The organism is Streptomyces sp. NBC_01264, from assembly GCF_026340675.1.
Classification (GTDB): domain Bacteria; phylum Actinomycetota; class Actinomycetes; order Streptomycetales; family Streptomycetaceae; genus Streptomyces.
On sequence record NZ_JAPEOX010000001.1, the window covers coordinates 776,491 to 792,564 of the forward strand.

At 71.3% G+C, this 16,074-nt stretch carries 14 protein-coding genes; 2 read left to right on the plus strand and 12 right to left on the minus strand.

Going from position 1 to position 16,074, the window contains the following annotated elements; translation table 11 throughout:
* Positions 1-19 precede the first annotated feature (19 nt).
* A complete protein-coding gene (locus OG435_RS03540) occupies positions 20-1,258 on the plus strand; it encodes a cytochrome P450 (RefSeq protein ID WP_266875229.1) in 1,239 nt (412 codons plus the stop codon).
* An 88-nt stretch (positions 1,259-1,346) separates the two neighbouring features.
* Here the strand turns inward: OG435_RS03540 and OG435_RS03545 are convergent, their stop codons facing one another.
* The 11 genes from OG435_RS03545 to OG435_RS03595 all read right to left on the minus strand — a co-directional run bounded on the left by OG435_RS03545 (position 1,347) and on the right by OG435_RS03595 (position 13,057).
* On the minus strand, positions 1,347-1,598 hold the full coding sequence (locus OG435_RS03545; RefSeq protein ID WP_266875230.1) for an EF-hand domain-containing protein: 252 nt from the start codon (positions 1,596-1,598) through the stop codon (positions 1,347-1,349).
* 107 nt (positions 1,599-1,705) lie between these two features.
* Positions 1,706-2,836, minus strand: coding sequence for a mechanosensitive ion channel family protein (locus OG435_RS03550; protein WP_266875231.1), 1,131 nt, complete (start codon positions 2,834-2,836; stop codon positions 1,706-1,708).
* 213 nt (positions 2,837-3,049) lie between these two features.
* Positions 3,050-3,862 carry an amino acid ABC transporter ATP-binding protein gene (locus tag OG435_RS03555; protein ID WP_266875232.1) on the minus strand — a complete coding sequence of 271 codons (813 nt, stop codon included), beginning with the start codon at positions 3,860-3,862 and terminating at the stop codon, positions 3,050-3,052.
* A gap of 28 nt (positions 3,863-3,890) precedes the next feature.
* Positions 3,891-4,691 (minus strand): amino acid ABC transporter permease, encoded by an 801-nt coding sequence (locus OG435_RS03560; protein WP_266875233.1) that lies wholly within the window; start codon positions 4,689-4,691, stop codon positions 3,891-3,893.
* Positions 4,688-5,530, minus strand: a complete 843-nt coding sequence (locus OG435_RS03565; RefSeq protein WP_430625569.1) for an ABC transporter substrate-binding protein — start codon at positions 5,528-5,530, stop codon at positions 4,688-4,690. Before OG435_RS03565 ends, OG435_RS03560 begins: the two co-directional genes overlap by 4 nt.
* Positions 5,531-5,755: 225 nt before the next feature.
* A complete protein-coding gene (locus tag OG435_RS03570) occupies positions 5,756-6,658 on the minus strand; it encodes an ABC transporter ATP-binding protein (protein ID WP_430625570.1) in 903 nt (300 codons plus the stop codon).
* Positions 6,655-7,677: an ABC transporter ATP-binding protein gene (locus OG435_RS03575; RefSeq protein ID WP_266875234.1), complete on the minus strand. Its 1,023-nt coding sequence runs from the start codon at positions 7,675-7,677 to the stop codon at positions 6,655-6,657. Before OG435_RS03575 ends, OG435_RS03570 begins: the two co-directional genes overlap by 4 nt.
* A complete protein-coding gene (locus OG435_RS03580; protein ID WP_266875235.1) occupies positions 7,674-8,564 on the minus strand; it encodes an ABC transporter permease in 891 nt (296 codons plus the stop codon). The genes OG435_RS03575 and OG435_RS03580 overlap by 4 nt, the downstream gene beginning before the upstream one ends.
* The gene (locus OG435_RS03585) at positions 8,561-9,541 is read right to left on the minus strand and encodes an ABC transporter permease (RefSeq protein WP_266875236.1); all 981 of its coding nucleotides are present in this window, start codon (positions 9,539-9,541) and stop codon (positions 8,561-8,563) included. Before OG435_RS03585 ends, OG435_RS03580 begins: the two co-directional genes overlap by 4 nt.
* Positions 9,538-11,223: an ABC transporter substrate-binding protein gene (locus tag OG435_RS03590; protein ID WP_266875237.1), complete on the minus strand. Its 1,686-nt coding sequence runs from the start codon at positions 11,221-11,223 to the stop codon at positions 9,538-9,540. The genes OG435_RS03585 and OG435_RS03590 overlap by 4 nt, the downstream gene beginning before the upstream one ends.
* Positions 11,224-11,362: 139 nt before the next feature.
* Complete coding sequence (locus tag OG435_RS03595; RefSeq protein WP_266875238.1) at positions 11,363-13,057, minus strand: amidohydrolase; 1,695 nt, start codon at positions 13,055-13,057, stop codon at positions 11,363-11,365.
* Between the two features lie 129 nt (positions 13,058-13,186).
* On the opposite strand from OG435_RS03595, the gene OG435_RS03600 reads away from it, so the two are divergent.
* The gene (locus tag OG435_RS03600) at positions 13,187-13,882 is read left to right on the plus strand and encodes a TetR/AcrR family transcriptional regulator (protein WP_266875239.1); all 696 of its coding nucleotides are present in this window, start codon (positions 13,187-13,189) and stop codon (positions 13,880-13,882) included.
* A gap of 121 nt (positions 13,883-14,003) precedes the next feature.
* On the opposite strand, the gene OG435_RS03605 is transcribed toward OG435_RS03600, so the two are convergent.
* Positions 14,004-16,040, minus strand: coding sequence for a prolyl oligopeptidase family serine peptidase (locus OG435_RS03605; protein ID WP_266875240.1), 2,037 nt, complete (start codon positions 16,038-16,040; stop codon positions 14,004-14,006).
* Positions 16,041-16,074 lie beyond the last annotated feature (34 nt).

The window sequence follows — 16,074 nt, forward strand, 5'->3', positions numbered from 1 at the left end:
ACGTTCCCGGAGGACCCCCATGGCCCACGGCATCCTGAGCCAGATCCTGGACTATTCCAGCCGCGCGAACCCGTACCCGCTGTACGAGGAGCTGCGCAAGACCCCCGTCTTCCACGACGGGACCGGACCGTACGTCATCAGCACGTACTACGACATCCAGAGCCTGCTGCACGACCCGCGGCTCAGCTCCGACGCCCGCAACCTGGCCGCCACGGCCGGGGACCCGCTGGCCGAGGGCGAGGACGGGGAGGAGACGGCGCTGCCGCCGAGCTTCCTCAAGCTGGACCCGCCGGAGCACGACCGGCTGCGGCGGATGACCAACCGGCCCTTCGGGCCGCCGCACTCCCCGCACCGCGTGGACGGGATGCGCGGCGGGCTGAAGGACATCGTCACCGGCCTGATCGACAACCTCGGGGACACGGAGAACATCGACTTGGTCGACCAGTTCGCGTACCCGTTCCCGGTGACGATGATCTGCCAGCTGCTCGGCGTTCCGCGCGAGGACGAGCCCAAGTTCCACGTCTGGGCCGACACCCTCGCCGCCAGCCTGGACCCCGATCCGGACGCCGATCCCGCCGAACGGCAGCGCAAGACCCATGACTCCCGCATGGAACTGGGCATGTACCTGGCCGGGCTGATCGAACAGCGCCGCAAGGATCCCGGCGAGGACATGCTCTCCCAACTGGCCGTGGGACACGGCCCGGACGAGTCCATGTCCACGATGGAGCTGCTGAGCACGGCGGCCCTGCTACTGATCGCCGGCCACGAGACCACGGTCAACCTGATCACCAACGGGATGCTGACCCTGCTGCGCAATCCGGACGTGCTGGCGAAGCTGCGGCAGGAGCCGGGGCTCGCCGTGCCGCTGGTGGAGGAGCTGCTGCGGTTCGAGCCGCCGGTCCAACTACTGCCGCAGCGCACGCCGTTGGTGGACATCGAGGTCGGCGGGATCACGATCCCCAAGGGCTCCTCGATGTGGCTGATCCTGGCCTCCGGCAACCGGGACCCGAACCGCTTCGAGAACCCGGACCGCTTCGACCCGTACCGCAAGGACATCCAGCACCTGGGCCTGGGCAGCGGCATCCACAGCTGCTTCGGCGCCCCGCTGGCACGGCTCGAGGCCCAGCTGGCGCTGACCGAACTGGCCCGGCGGCTGGAGAACCCCCGGCTGCTGGAGGATCCGCCGCCCTACCGGCAGAACGCGGTGCTGCGCGGGCCCCGGCACCTGCGGATCGCCTGCGACGGGATCCGCGCCTGAACGGGCCCTGAGCAGGACCGCTGAGCAGGCCCCCCTGAGTCGGGCCCCGGACCGGTCGCACCGACCCCGGTCCGGGGCCCGCTCGCGGCTACCAGCCGAAGCGGCGGTCGACCTCGCGCTCGAACTCCTCGAAGGTCAGCACGTCGTCGCCGTCCGCGTTCGCCCGGTCGAAGAGGGCCGAGGAGGTGTCCACGTCGCCCACGGCCCAGAAGGGCAGATCGCCCTGGGCGGCGAGGGTGGGGCCCTTGCTGCGCAGGGCCGTGATCACCTCGACGCGGGTCAGCACCCCGTCACTGTTCAGGTCGAGCGCGTCGAAGAGCTTGCGGGCCTTCTCACTCATGACAGGGTCCTTTCGATGGGCTGCGCGGTGCGGGGGGCGAAGGGGCGCGGGCCCCGGACCGTCAGCTTATGACCCGCCTCCGCGCCCACCGCCGCCGGTGTCCCGCGCTACCGCACACCGTCCGCCAGGGCCGGTACGGACACCGGCGCCTCGCGCTGCTGCGGGACCGGCGACACCGCCGGGGCCGCGCCGAACGGCGCGGACCGGAGGTCCTCCTGCTGGAGCGCGACCGTCCGCGTGGGGGCGGGGATCGAAATGCCCTCCGCCCGGAACCGGCTGTGCAGCCGCTTGATGAACTCGTGCTTGATCCGGTACTGGTCACTGAACTCGCCGACGCCGAGGATCACCGTGAAGTTGATCCTGGAGTCCGCGAAGGTGTGGAAGCGTACGAGTGCCTCGTGATCGGGGACCGCGCCCCTCACGTCCGCCATCACCTCGTCGACCACCTCGATGGTCACCCGCTCGACGTGCTGAAGGTCGCTCTCGTAGCCCACGCCCACCTGGACCAGGATCGTCAGCTTGTCTTCCGGCTGGGTGAAGTTGGTCATGTTGGTGCGCGCGAGCCGCCCGTTGGGGATGATCACCAGGTTGTTCGACAGGTTGCGGACCACGGTGTTGCGCCAGTTGATGTCGACAACGTACCCCTCCTCGCCGCTCGTCAGCCGGATGTAGTCGCCGGGCTGCACCGTCTTCGAGGCGAGGATGTGCACGCCCGCGAAGAGGTTGGCGAGGGTGTCCTGGAGTGCCAGGGCAACCGCCAGACCACCCACGCCGAGGGCCGTGAGCAGGGGTGCGATGGATACGCCCACGCTTTCGAGGGCGACGAGCATGCCCATCGCGAGCACCAGGACCCGGGTGATGTTGACGAATATGGTGGCCGATCCGGCCACTCCCGTCCGTGCCTGGGCCACGGACTGGACGAGGCCGGCGACGACGCGGGCCACGCCGATGGTGGCCACGAGGATCAGCAGCGCCGTCAGCGAGTGGTTCACCCACCCGGAGACGCGCGGACCGAGGGGCAGCGTCGAGGCGGCCACGGCGGCGCCCGCGATGACCGCGGCCGCGGGTGCGAGGGTGCGCAGCGCGTCGACGATGATGTCGTCGCCGCTCCAGCGGGTCCTGAGGGCGTGCTTGGCCAGCCAGCGTACGAGGGCGCGCAGGAGCAGCCCGGCGAGCCCACCCGCGGCCAGGGCGATGGCGGCGATCAGCCAGTCGTGCAGGACGAGGTCCCGGGTCAACGGACGTCCTCCGCATCTCGCCGGACCGGAGATGCGGCGGCCGGGCCTGCGGGCCGCCGGATGAGGGGTGTGGTCACCTTGTCACCTGTCAGTTCGTCGTGCGTGGGGCCGCGTTCGCGCATGCGTGCGCATACCGAACGGGATGCCATCCTGCCCCATGATCAACGCGGCGGCGCAGGTGGGCCACGGGAACCGGGCGGGTGCTCCGCTCGATCAGGCGTCCCCGTCCTGCTGCCGGCCCTCGCCGCGGGCCCCGGGTGCGTCGGTCGCCGCCGGGTCCAGGATCCGGTTGAGGAACTCCCTGGTCCGCTCGTGCCGGGGATCCCCCACCACCTGGGCGGCCGGCCCGTGCTCGACGACGACTCCGCCGTCCATGAACACGACCCGGTCCGCGACCTCGCGGGCGAAGCTCATCTCGTGGGTGACGACCATCATCGTCATGCCCTCGCCCGCCAGGACCCGCATCACCGCCAGTACCTCACCGACGAGTTCGGGGTCCAGCGCCGAGGTCGGCTCGTCGAAGAGCATCACCTCCGGGCCCATCGACAGGGCCCTGGCGATCGCCACCCGCTGCTGCTGGCCGCCGGACAACTGGGCGGGGTACGCCTCGGACTTGTCGGTCAGGCCTACACGGGCGAGGTTCTTCACGGCCACGGCCTCGGCCTCGGCGCGGCCCCGGCGCAGGACGCGGCGCTGGGGCAGGCTGAGGTTGTCGCGCACGCTCAGGTGCGGGAACAGGTTGAACTGCTGGAAGACCATCCCGATGCGGCGGCGTACGGCGTCGATGTCGACGTCCGGGTCGGTGACCTCGGTGCCACCGACGAAGACGCGGCCCTCGCTGGGCTCTTCGAGCAGGTTCACACAGCGCAGCAGCGTCGATTTCCCCGAGCCGGAGGGCCCGATGACGCACACCACCTCGCCGCGGGCGATCTCCAGGTCGATGCCGCGCAGGACGTGGTGGGCGCCGAAGGACTTGTGCAGTCCCTGGACCTCGATCTCCGGGCCGTCCGTGACCGTCGTGTCCACCGCTGGGGCCTCCTGTGGCATGTCTTCCTCACACGGCCTTGTCCGCGCGGGCCTCCAGGCGGCGCACCACGAAGCTCAGCGGCACGGTCACCAGGAGGTAGCACAGGCCCGCGACCAGGATCGGGGTGGAATTGGCGGTCTGGCTGGCGAGGTCCCGCCCGAACTTGGTCAGTTCGCGCTCCGACAGCGTCACGCCGAGGAACAGCACGAGCGAGGAGTCCTTGAACAGCAGGACGAGTTCGTTGGTGAGGGGCGGGATCACGATGCGGAAGGCCTGCGGGATGACGATCGAGACCATGGCGCGCGCGTGCGAGAAGCCCAGCGAACGGGCCGCCTCCATCTGCCCCTTGGGTACGGCCTGGATGCCGGCCCGAATCGTTTCCGCCATGTAGGCGGCGGCCACCAGTCCCAGCCCGATCGCGACCTTGCCGTACGTGCCGCCCGGGATCTCCGTACCGGGGAACGCCAGGGGCACCGCCACGCCCACGAAGATGAAGATCAGCAGCGCCGGGAGCCCCCGGAACAGCTCGATGTAGACGCTCGCGACCCACCGGTACGGGGCCACGGAGGACAGTCTCATCATGGCGATGACCAGGCCGAGGACCAGCCCGAGGAGGAACCCGGACGTCGTGTAGATCACCGTGTTGCGCAGGGCCGTGGTGATGATGTCCGGGAAGAGCCGCAGCGCCAGGTCCTTCTGGGCGAACTGGTTCTGCAGCCTCCCCCAGTCCGCGGAGACGGCGATCAGCACCAGTACCGCGGCGAAGAGCGCGTACTGCAGTCCCTGCGAGACCCGGCGGCGCTGGCGCCGGGTCAGCCGGGAGGTCACGGGGTGGTCTGGGGCAGCGGGCCGATCCACTGCTCGTAGAGCTTCTTGTAGGTGCCGTCGGCCTTGGCGTCGGTGATGGCCTTGTCGATCGCCGCCACGAGGGCGGTGTTGCCCTTCTTCACCGAGAAGCCGTACTGCTCGCCCGTCTCGATGTTCTGTCCGAGGGTGAACTCGGCTGCGTTCTTGGGGTCCTTGAGCCAGCCCTGCACCACGGGGTAGTCGATGACGATCGCGTCCACCTGGCCGGTGCGCAGTCCGTTGAGCACCGCGTCCGAGCTCTCGAAGGCGACGGGGTCGAAGCCCTGGGCCTTGGCGTAGCTCTCGCCGGTGGTCTCGGCCTGCGCGCCCAGCTTCTTCGACTTCGCCTTGAGGTCGGCGAGCGAGGTGACGCCGCTCTTCTTGGTGGCGAGCAGTGCCTGCGTGGCGTCGAAGTAGGGGACGGAGAAGTCGACGTTCTTCTTGCGCTCGTCGGTGATCGTCATACCGGCGGCCGCGAGGTCGCATTCGCCGGAGTTCAGGAAGGCGCCGGTCTTGAAGTTCTCGAAGGGGGTGTCGAGGATCTTCTGCTCCACCTTGAGCCGGGTCGCCACCAGGTCGACCAGGGCCACGTCGAAACCGACGACCTTGCCGTCCTTCTCGAACTGGAACGGCGGATAGGGCAGGTGGGTGCAGGTGGTCAGCTTGCCCTTCTCCACGACGGGCACCCCACCGGCCGCCTCGCCCGGGCCATCACCGCCCGAGGAACATCCCGCGACGAGGAACGCACCCGCGGCCGCGGCGCCGACGCGGATTCGGAGGCTGCCGGGGCGCGTGCGGTTTCCTCTGGCCGTCCGGAACACGGTTGACCTCCACGGGTGCGGGTCGAGCAGCGATCACGGACGGGACCGTCCGCGGCGATCGTAAGGCACGGGCGGTGCCCGCTCAGGGATCTTCCGCCATGCGTTGCGGGGACGCCAGCGCGGATCCGGCCATGATCGCCCGGCTGCCCGGAGGGGCCGGTCGGACCGCGCTCGTGACGGTGGCGCCCCGCGGCCGGGGCGGGTCCGTGCGGACCCGCCCCGGCATCAGGCCCCCGCAGCCGCCGGCGCCGTGAGCGGGTCCAGCTCGCGCCGGCGCCGGCTGATCGAGTCGGGGTCCCAGCCCGGACGGGGTACGGAGGCCAGCAGCAACCGGGTGTAAGGGTGCTGGGGGTCGGTGAGGAGCTCGTCGACCGGACGGTGTTCCATCGTCCGGCCGCGGTACATGACGAGCGCCTCGTCGCAGACGTAGCGGACGACGGCCAGGTCGTGGCTGACGAAGACCAGGCCGATCCCGGTGTCGCGCCGGATGTCCGACAGCAGGTTGAGCACCTGCGCCTGCACGGACACGTCCAGGGCGGACACCGCCTCGTCGAGCACCAGGACGGCCGGTTCCACGGCCAGTGCCCTGGCGATCGCGGCGCGCTGGCGCTGCCCGCCGGAGAGCCGGCGGGGCAGGGCGCCGGCCTCGCGGTCGCCGAGGCCCACCTGGGCCAGCAGTTCCCGTACCCGTGCGGTCCGGGCCGTCCGGTCGGACAGGCCGTGCAGCCTGAGGACGCCGTCGACGGTCTCGCCGATGCTCAGCCGCGCGTCCAGGGAGAGGTAGGGGTCCTGGAAGACGATCTGGACCGCCTTGGCACGGGCCAGCCGGGCCGGCCTCCCCCGTACGGAGGCCGCCAGCGGCCGGCCCTGGACCAGGATCTCGCCCGCGTCGGGGCGTTCCAGGCCGATCAGCATCCGGGCGGTGGTGGTCTTGCCCGAACCGGATTCACCCACGATGCCGAGGGCTCCTCCGGCCCGCACGGAGAACGACAGGTCGTCGACGGCGATCACCTCCGTCCCGCCGGTCCGGTAGGTCTTGCGCAGTCCGGTCACCCGGAGGAGCTCCGGGGCGGTCTTCTTCCCTGGCTCGGCGCCCTTGCCGGTGTCGGTGTCGGTGCGGGTGCTCAACGGTCCTCCTCGGACGCGAACTCGGGCGCGAGCTCGGACGCGAACTCGGGCACCAACTCTGGCGCGACTTCGGCGGCGCGGTGGCAGGCGACCTCGGCCGGGCCGTGCCGCAGGAGCTCGGGCGGGGACTGGTCGCAGCGACCCGGTTCGGCGAACCGGCAGCGGGGTGCGAAGGCGCAGCCGGACGCCGACTCCAGCAGGCCCATCGGGGCGCCGGGGATGGGGGTGAGGCGAGCGAGGGGGCCTTCGAGGGGCGGGGAGGAGCCGAGCAGGCCCGCGGTGTAGGGGTGTCGCGGGGAGGCGAAGAGTTCCGCCACGGGCGCCGTTTCGACGATCCGGCCCGCGTACATGACGTAGATCCGGTCGCTGACGGAGGCGGCGAGCTCGATGTCATGGGTGATGAGGAGGAGTCCGAGGCCGCGTTCGCGCTGGAGCCGGCCGAGGACGGCCAGGATCTCGGCCTGGGTGCTGACGTCGAGCGCGGTGGTCGGCTCGTCGCAGAGCAGGAGCTTGGGTTCGGCGGTGAGGGCCGCGGCGATCACGACACGCTGGAGCATGCCACCGGAGAGCTCGTGCGGGAACTGGTTCAGGTGGCGGACCGGGTCGGGCAGGCCGACCGCGTCGAGCAGTTCGGCGGCCCTGACGTTCGCCCGGGCCCTGGACCAGCCGTGCACCAGGCGCAGCGGTTCGGTGAGGAAGTCCCCGACCCGGCGGACCGGGTTGATGGCGGCCCGGGGGTCCTGGTAGATCATCGCGGCCTTGTTCGTGCGCACCTCGCGCAGGCTCGCGGGGCCGGCGCCGACCAGGTCGGTCCCCTCCACGCGGACCCGGCCGCCGATCTCGGCGCCCTGCGGGAACAGGCCGAGGGCGGCGCGGGCGGTCACGGACTTGCCCGAGCCGGATTCGCCGACCAGGGCGACGACCTCACCGGCCGAGACGGTGAGGCCGACGCCGTCGAGGAGGGGGCGGGCCATCGCGGGGAGGGTGACGCGCAGGGCTTCGTAGTCGAGCAGTGTCATTGGGAGTCCCTCCCCGCGAGCCGGTCGCCGAGGTCTTCCCCGACGACGTTGAAGGCGACCACGACCAGCACGACCGCCACGGCCGGCGCGATCGCGGAGAGCGGCTGCCCTTGCAGGACGGCCGCCTGCCCCTGGTTGATCATGGCTCCCCAGTCGGGGGTGGGCGGCTGTACGCCGAGGCCGAGGAAGGAGAGGGCGGCGAGGTCGAGCAGCGCGTAGCCGAAGTTCACCGTCGACTGGGCGAGCAGCGTCGGCGAGATGTTGGGCAGCAGCCTGCGGACGGTGACGTACAGGGGCGAGTGGCCCTGCACCTGGTAGGCGGCGACGTAGGGCCGGGACTTCTCCCGGACGGCCAGGCCCCGTACGAGGCGTGCGGTGTACGGCATGTAGGCGATGGCCATGGCGATCACCGGGGCCGTCATCCCCTTGCCGAACAGGGCCACCGCGAGGATCGCGAGGAGCAGCGCCGGGAAGGCGAACAGGACGTCGAGGACCCGGCCGACGGCGGTGTCGATCCAGCCCCCGCGCCAGGCGGTGAACAGGCCGACGGCGACGCCGAGGACCGTGGAGAACAGGACGACCGCGAGCGGACCGGCCAGGCTGGTCCGGGTACCGGCCAGCAGCGCCGAGAGGGTGTCGTGGCCGCCCTGGTCGGTGCCCAGCCAGTGCTGGGCGCTCGGTCCCAGGAGGGTGTCGCCGAGCTGTCCGAAGGTGGGGTCGTACGGGGCGATCCAGGGTCCGAGCAGTGCGATGAGGACGAACAGGACGAGGAGCGCCAGGCAGGTCCGCTGGAGCCGGCCGCCGCCGAGGCGGCGCAGCCGGGCGAGCGGGTCGCGCCGGGTACGAGGGGTGAGGGGCGCGGCGCCCGCTTCGGAAAGGGTGCTCATCGGGCGCTCCCCGCTGCCGCCGTGCGCGGATCGATCAGTGGCAGGACCAGGTCCACGAGGGCGTTGACGACGACGAAGGCGGCGACCACGAGCAGCACGACGGCCTGGACGACCTGGAAGTCGAGCTGGTCGACGGACTGCACCAGCAGGGAGCCCACGCCGGACATTCCGAAGGCGGTCTCGACGATCGCGGTGCTGACGAGCATGCCGGAGACCAGGAGGGCGGAGACGGTGACGATCGGTCCGAGCGCGTTGCGCAGGACGTGCCGGCGGATGACGGTCCGCCGTGGCGCTCCGCGGCTCAGCGCGACCTCCACGTGGTCGCGGCCCAGTTCGTCGAGCATGGCCGAGCGGGTCACCCGGGTCACCAGGGCCGTGAAGGTGACGGACAGGGCCGCCGCGGGGAGGATCACGTGGTGCAGCCGGTCCATGAGGCCCTCGCCGTTCCCGATGGTGGGGAACCATCCCAGCTGCACCCCGAACACCGACCTGAGCAGCAGGGCGGCGACGAAGGCCGGCGCCGCCGCGCCCACCGTGACGAGCAGCATCAGGGAGCGGTCGGTGCGCGAGCCCCGGCGCAGCGCGCCGACGATGCCGGAGCCGATGCCGAACACGGCGATCATCAGGCCGGAGACGGCGATCAGCAGCAGGGAGGAGGGCAGGCGCGACCAGATGACGGAGGAGACGTCCTGGTGGAAGAGGTAGGAGCGGCCGAGGTCGCCGTGCAGCACCCCTTCGAGCCAGTTCCAGTACCGGACCAGGAAGGGTTCGTCGAAGCCGTACTGACTGCGCAGCGCGGCGAGGTCCTCGGGGCTGGGGCTGCGTCCCTTGATGAGGAAGCTCGCCGGGTCGCCGGGGGCGAGGAAGAGGGAGGAGAAGACGAGGAAGGAAGTGACGAGCAGGGTCGCCGCCATGCCGGCCAGGCGCCGCAGCACCCGTACGGCGCAGGTGGTCGCGGCCGTCGCCGCGGCCGTCATCCCTTGGCTCCGATCTCGGCCGCCCACGGGTAGTAGAGGTAGGCGATGGAGGGCTGGACGCCGGTGATCTTCTTGCCCATGAAGACGCTGACGGGGAGGGTGTAGAGGGGTAGCCAGGGCAGTTCGCGCGAGGCGATCTGCTGCGCCTCGGCGTTGGCGGCCGCGTGCTGGGCGGGGTCGTAGGCCCCGACGGCCTTCTCGACGGCGGCGTCGAAGGCCGGGTCGGACCAGTTGCCGTAGTTGCTGAAGGCTCCGGTCTCCAGCGAGGCGAACATGTCCAGCGGGTCGGTGATGGACGTGTACCAGAAGGTGAGGAAGAGGTCGATGCCCTCGCGCGCCGCGGGGTCGGTGAAGAGGGTCGTGTACTTCTCCGCGGAGAGGGAGTCGATCCGCGGCTTCAGTCCGATGGCGGTGGCGGCCTGGGCTACGGCCTGGGTGATGATCGTGGTCTGCGAGTCCAGCGGGCTGGTCGCGATCACGACCTCCTGGCCGTTGACTCCGGCCTCGGCGGCGAGCGCCTTGGCCTTGGCCGGGTCGTACGGGTACTTCGGCAGGTCCTTCAGGAGCGCTTCGCGGGTCGCTGGGGGCGCGTCGGCCCACAGGTTGTCGGTGACGAGCGAGTCGGAGACCTCGCCGACCCCGCCGGCGCCGGCCTTGACGATGCCCTTGCGGTCGATGGCCATCAGGAGGGCCTGGCGGACCTTGGGGTCGCCGAGGGGGCCCTTGAGGTTGGCGACCACCTCGTCGGCGACGGTGGTGTTGCGGCCGAAGTAGAGCTTTCCGGCCTGGGTGGAGCCCAGTTGGGCGTAGGCGTTCGGCGGGACCATCCAGCCGCCGTCGACCTCCCCGCTCTGGAAGGCGTTGACCCGGGTGGTGGCATCGGCGAGGAAGACGAACTTCACCTCGCCGGACTTGGCCTTCCGTTCCTGGTTCCAGTACCCGTCGAACCGCTTGAGGGTGAGGGACTGGCCGGAGGTCCACGATCCGAAGGAGAAGGGGCCGGTGCAGTTCACGCCGGTCTGCGGATTGCCGTAGTCCTTGCCGGACTTGGCCAGGGTGGCGGCGGACTCCACGGTGCCGGGGCCCGCGGCCAGGTACTTGTTGAAGGTGGAGTCCGGCTTGGTCAGGGTGACGGTGACTTCCATCGGGCCGGTCTTGTCGATGGACTTGACGTTCTTGTACTGGTTCGCCCAGACGCTGGCGGTCTCCGGGTCGAGGTTGCGGCTCAGGGAGGCGACGACGTCGTCGGCGGTGAGCGCCGTCCCGTCGTGGAAGCGCACGCCGGGGCGGATCTGGTAGACCCAGGTGGTGGGCGCGGGGTTGGTGTACGAGGCCGCGAGCCCGGGGGAGGTCGTCAGGTCGGGGTTCCAGCGCAGCAGGCTCTCGCAGACGTTGGAGAGGATCTGGTTGGGCGGGAAGTCGAAGGAGTACGCGTAGTCGATGGTGGTCGGCTCCGCGTAGACGGACCAGGTGAAGGAGTTCACGTTCCCGGTGGTGGCGGGCGTCTTGTCCGTGATCCGGTACGCGGCGGCGCGGTCCGCGTCCTTGTCGGCGGCGGCGCCGCTGCAGGCGCTCGTGACGAGGAGGGCGGCCGAGGCGAGGGCGGCGGCCGCGGCCTGGCGGATGCGGCTGTGGGTGCGGCGGCCGCGGTTCAGCGGGGATCCCGATCGGGCGGATGACATCGTCTGGCTCCCTGAGGGATGAGCTCGGTGGGGTGGGTGACGCTCGGCCGGTGGCGGCCCGGCCGGTGGCGGTGCGGTGACGGTGCGGGGGGCGGTGCGGAGGGGGCGGTACGGGACGGGCGGCCTGGCGGCCGGGCGCTCAGTCGGTCGCGGCGAAGACCAGTTCGCCGTCGATGTACGTGCGCAGCACGCGGGTGTCGGCGATCTCCAGCGGGGGGTGGGCGAAGGGGTCCCGGTCGAGGACGACGAGGTCCGCGTACTTGCCCTCCTCGACGGTGCCGGTGACCTCGTCGAGGTGGTTCACCCACGCGCTGCCGGCGGTGTAGGCGGTGAGCGCCTGGGAGAGGGTGAGCGCCTGCTCGGGGAAGAAGGGCGGCGCCGGTTCGAAGGTCCCGGTGGCGCCCGGCGCCTCGTCGGGCACGGAGCGGTTGACGGCGACGTGGATGCCCCACAGCGGGTTGGGGCTGCTGACCGACCAGTCGCTGCCCGCGACCAGGCGGGCTCCGGCGCGCTGGAGGTCGCCGAACGGGTACTGGAGGCGGGCTCGTTCCGGGCCGAGGAAGGGGATCGTGAGCTCGTCCATCTGCGGTTCGTGCGCGGCCCACAGGGCCTGGATGTTGGCGGCCGCGTCCAGGCTCGCGAAGCGGGCGATGTCGTCCGGGTGGACGAGCTGGAGGTGGGCGAGGTGGTGGCGGTTGTCGTTGGCACCGTTGGTCTCGCGGGCCTCGGCGAGGGCGTCGAGCACCTCGCGGACGGCCCGGTCGCCCAGTGCGTGGAAGTGGATCTGGAAACCTGAGCGGTCGAGCCGCGACACCGCCTCGGTGAGCACCTTCGGATCGATGAAGCTGAGCCCGGAGTTCTTCGTGGCGCAGCCGCAGCCGTCGAGGTAGGGCTCCAGCATGCCGGCGGTGAAGTTCTCGGCGATGCCGTCCTGCATCATCTTCACGCTGGTGGCGTTGAAGCGGCCGGCCTGTCCGGTGCGGCGGCGCTCCTCGATGTCGGGTATCTGCTCCAGGCCGCGTTCGCGGTCCCACCACAGGGCGCCGACGACGCGGGCGCGCAGGGAGCCCTCGCGGGCGGCGCGCAGGTAGACGCCGTAGTTGTCGGGGTTGCCGGGGAAGGCGCCGATCATGGCGTCCTGCCAGCTGGTGACGCCGAGGGAGAAGAGGTGCTCCTGCGCCGCGAGCAGGCCGGCGAGCGCCTCGTCCGGGGTCGCGATGGGCACGTGGTGCGCCACCAGCTCCACGGCGCCCTCCTGGAGGGTGCCGGCCGGGGTTCCGTCCTCCTCCCGTTCGACCCGGCCGTCCGCCGGGTCGGGGGTGGTGCGGTCGACTCCCGCGGTCTCCAGGGCCCTGGTGTTGACCCAGGCTCCGTGGCCGTCGCGGTTGGTGAGCAGGACGGGCCGGTCCGGGACCACCACGTCGAGCAGGGCGCGGGTGGGCGTGCCTCCGGGGAAGACGTCCATCGACCAGCCGCCGCCGCGGATCCAGTCGGCGTCGGGGTGGGCGGCGGCGAATTCCGCGACCACCGCGAGGTAGCCCTCGACGGTTCGCTCCTCGCTCAGGTCGCAGCCGAGCATCTGGACGCCGGCCACGGCGGGGTGGACGTGGGCGTCCTGGAACCCGGGGACGAGGAGTCCTCCGGCGAGGTCGACGACCTCGGTGCCGGCGTCCGCGAGCGAGCGCACGGCCGCCTCGTCGGCCACGGCGATGATCCGGCCGCCTCCGACGGCGACGGCGGCGTCGATCGGGGTGGGTGAGGTGCCGGTGAAGACCCGTCCCCCTACGAAGACGATGTCGGCACGCTGCCTGATCGGCTGCCTGGTATTGCCCATCGACGCATCCTTCGGCTCGGCGGGCGAGGCCCGCACGGCTGGTTCGTTGAGGAGGAGTGAACGGGAGCGCAACATTGTTGTCAACGGTGTTGCGCTCGCTCTGTTCCACATCGTTACACTGGCCCCACCATGCCGAAGTCATCCGACACACCCGCCCGGTCCAAGCGCGCGGGCAGCCAGCTCACACCCGACGCGATCATCGAAGCGAGCCTGCGCATCGCGGCTCGCGGCAGCGAGGACGCCTTCACCGTGCGGCGCCTCGGCGAGGAGCTCGGCGCCGACCCGACCGCGATCTACCGGCACTTCCGCGACAAGGACGAGCTGCTGCTCTCGGTCGCCGACCGCACGCTCGGCGAGGTGCTCGACAGCATCCCCGAGGGGCTCGACTGGAAGGGCCGGCTGCGGGCGCTCGCCGACGGCTCCCTCGAAGTGGCCCTCAGGTACCCGGTGGTCGGCTCGACCATGGCCAGCCGGACCACTCGCAGGCCCAACGAGTTCCGCGTCGTGGAGCTGATCCTCGGCGCGGTGACGGAGGCGGGCCTCGAAGGGGCGGAGGCGGCCGTCCACTACCGGATGGTCGGCGACTCCCTCCTGGCCTACGTCGGGCAGCGCGCCGCCTACCTCTTGTTCGACCCGGAGGTCCGGGCGGCCGACGAGTCCTCGTGGAACCGCGAGTACCGCCTGGTCGATCCCGCGGGCTTCCCCAACATCACCCGGCTCGGCGCACAGCTGGCCGAGGTCACGGACGAGCAGATCTTCGAGGCCAGGGTCGAGGCGCTGATCACCGCGATCGAGAACCGGGTCCTGGCGCTGCGCGGAGCCTGAACGCGGCGCGGCCCGGGATCAGGTACCGGATCTGATCCCGGGCCGCGCGCACCGCGTAAGAGGCGTCACCTCTGTGGCCTCACCTCTATGCCGTCACCTCTGTGCCGTCACCTCTGAAGGGTCACCTCTGCGGGGTCAGCCGGTCCCACAGGAAGGTGTGGACCAGCGCGTGGTTGAAGGCCGTCTGCCCGTGGTCGGTGGCGCCGGAATGGCCGCCGCCGAGGTGCTCGTGGAACAGCACGGGATGCCCCGACTCCCGCAGCCGGGCGGCCATCTTGCGGGCGTGCCCGGGGTGGACGCGGTCGTCGCGGGTCGAGGTCAGCAGGAGCAGCGGCGGGTACGCGGGCCCGTCCGTCCGGACCTGGTGGTACGGGGAGATCCCCTCCAGGTGGGGCCGGTCGGCCGGGTCGTCGGGGTCCCCGTACTCGGCGATCCAGCTCGCACCGGCGAGCAGCTTGTGGAAGCGCAGCATGTCCATCAGCGGCACGAGGGCCACGACCGCGCCGAACAGTTCGGGGTCGCGGGTGAGCATCGCGCCCATGAGCAGTCCGCCGTTGCTGCCGCCTTCGATGCCGAGCTGGGCCGGGGTGGTGATGTCCCGGGCGATGAGGTCCCGGGCCACGGCCGCGAAGTCCTCGTAGGCCCGGACCCGGTTCGCGCCGAGTGCGGCCTTGTGCCAGTCCGGCCCGTACTCGTGCCCGCCCCGGATGCCCGCCACCACGTAGGTGCCGCCGCGCGCGAGCCAGGCGCGGCCGGTCACGGCGCTGTAGCCCGGGACCATGGAGATCTCGAAGCCGCCGTAGCCGTAGAGCAGGGTGGGCCCGGGGCCGGTGCGGTCCTCGGGGCCGACGACGAAGTACGGGACCTCCGTGCCGTCCGCGGAGCGCGCGAAGTGCTGGCGGACCGTGAGACCGGCCGTGTCGAAGAGGGCCGGGTCCTGCTTGACGGTCTCGTCGGCGCCGGCCGGGGCCGTACCCCGGTAGAGCGTGGACGGCTGGAGGTGGCCCGAGACGTTCAGGAAGAACTCGTCGCTCACGTCCGGATCGGTGCCGGTGACGGAGGCCGTGGACAGCGGCGGTACGCCGGACAGGGGGGTGCGGCTCCAGCCGTCGGGGCCCGGTCCGGGGGTCAGGATCTCGAGCCGGGAGGAAACGTCGGCGCTGGTGGTGAGGATCAGGTGGTGGCGGGTCCAGCTCCAGCCCGCGAGGGCGGTGTGCTCGTCCGGGGTGAAGAGCACCGCCGCCTCCCGCTCCCCCGCCCGGAAGGCCTCGAAGTCGAAGGCGAGAAGACTGCCCGCGACGTGGCCGAGCCACGGGGACTTCGGCGAGACGATCAGCCACTCGCGGTGGACGGAGGCACCGGCGTCGTCCGGGACCTCGATCTTCTCGGGCTCCGCCGGGGCGGCGGTGTCCCCGGGCAGGAGGAACAGCTCCTGCTTCCAGAAATCGATCTGCCGGTGGACGAAGTCCCGTTCAAAACCGGGTGTGTCATCGTGCCATCCGGTGGCGGTCATGTCCGTCGGGCGGCCCTCGTAGACCAGTTCCGCCTCCGCGAGGGGCGTGCCGCGCCGCCACCGGCGCACCTGGAGGGGGTAACCGGACGTGGACATCGAACCGGGGCCGAAGTCCGTGCCGATCCAGACCAGGTCCCGGTCGATCCAGCCGATCTGGGTCCTGGCCTCGGCGACCTCGAAACCGCCCTCGACGAACTCCCGCTCCTCCAGGTCGAACTCGCGCACGACACAGGCGTCAGCGCCGTCCCTGGACAGCATGACCAGGGCGTGGCGATGGTCGGGACCCAGCACGGCGCTGCCCGCCCAGGCCCACTTCTCCCCCTCGGCCTCGGCGAGTGCGTCCAGGTCGAGGACCGGCTCCCAGTCGGGCCGCTCCTTGCGGTACTCCTCCAATGTGGTGCGCCGCCACAGGCCGCGTACGTGGTCGGCGTCCTGCCGGAAGTTGTAGAGGTGACGTCCCCGCCGGCGCGCGTAGGGGATCCTGCCGTCGTCGTCGAGGGCCTCGCGGACCTCCGACTCCAGCACCTTGAACCCGGGATCCGAGGCCAGCGCGGACACCGTTTCCTCGTTGCGCTCGCGCACCCAGGACAGGGCGGCCTCGCCGGTCACTTCTTCCAACCAGAGGTAGGGGTCTTCATCGCTCATCCGCCGATTGTGCAGGATCGGAGGGCAGCCGAAA

What these genes read in the sequence shown, in the direction of transcription:
- OG435_RS03540 (WP_266875229.1), top strand. Translation starts at nt 20, where the DNA reads ATGGCCCACGGCATCCTGAGCCAGATCCTGGACTATTCCAGCCGCGCG.
- OG435_RS03545 (WP_266875230.1), bottom strand. Translation starts at nt 1,598, where the DNA reads ATGAGTGAGAAGGCCCGCAAGCTCTTCGACGCGCTCGACCTGAACAGT.
- OG435_RS03575 (WP_266875234.1), bottom strand. Translation starts at nt 7,677, where the DNA reads ATGACACTGCTCGACTACGAAGCCCTGCGCGTCACCCTCCCCGCGATG.
- OG435_RS03580 (WP_266875235.1), bottom strand. Translation starts at nt 8,564, where the DNA reads ATGAGCACCCTTTCCGAAGCGGGCGCCGCGCCCCTCACCCCTCGTACC.
- OG435_RS03585 (WP_266875236.1), bottom strand. Translation starts at nt 9,541, where the DNA reads ATGACGGCCGCGGCGACGGCCGCGACCACCTGCGCCGTACGGGTGCTG.
- OG435_RS03590 (WP_266875237.1), bottom strand. Translation starts at nt 11,223, where the DNA reads ATGTCATCCGCCCGATCGGGATCCCCGCTGAACCGCGGCCGCCGCACC.
- OG435_RS03595 (WP_266875238.1), bottom strand. Translation starts at nt 13,057, where the DNA reads ATGGGCAATACCAGGCAGCCGATCAGGCAGCGTGCCGACATCGTCTTC.
- OG435_RS03600 (WP_266875239.1), top strand. Translation starts at nt 13,187, where the DNA reads ATGCCGAAGTCATCCGACACACCCGCCCGGTCCAAGCGCGCGGGCAGC.
- OG435_RS03605 (WP_266875240.1), bottom strand. Translation starts at nt 16,040, where the DNA reads ATGAGCGATGAAGACCCCTACCTCTGGTTGGAAGAAGTGACCGGCGAG.